At 50.5% G+C, this 297-nt stretch carries 1 rRNA gene; it reads right to left on the bottom strand.

Annotated elements, in window-relative coordinates:
* A 23S ribosomal RNA gene (locus PGR29_RS24845) occupies positions 1–297 on the bottom strand; the annotation flags it as partial.

The following is a 297-nucleotide window of genomic DNA, read 5'->3' as shown; positions in this document are numbered from 1 at the left end:
TTCACGAGGCGCTACCTAAATAGCTTTCGGGGAGAACCAGCTATCTCCCGGTTTGATTGGCCTTTCACCCCCAGCCACAAGTCATCCGCTAATTTTTCAACATTAGTCGGTTCGGTCCTCCAGTTAGTGTTACCCAACCTTCAACCTGCCCATGGCTAGATCACCGGGTTTCGGGTCTATACCCTGCAACTTAACGCCCAGTTAAGACTCGGTTTCCCTGCGGCTCCCCTATACGGTTAACCTTGCTACAGAATATAAGTCGCTGACCCATTATACAAAAGGTACGCAGTCACACCC

The sequence above is a fragment of the Klebsiella sp. 141203 genome, from assembly GCF_032601985.1.
GTDB lineage: Bacteria > Pseudomonadota > Gammaproteobacteria > Enterobacterales > Enterobacteriaceae > Klebsiella > Klebsiella aerogenes.
The sequence above is the reverse complement of the archived record's forward strand: the minus strand, read 5'-3'. Positions and strand labels throughout refer to the sequence as shown.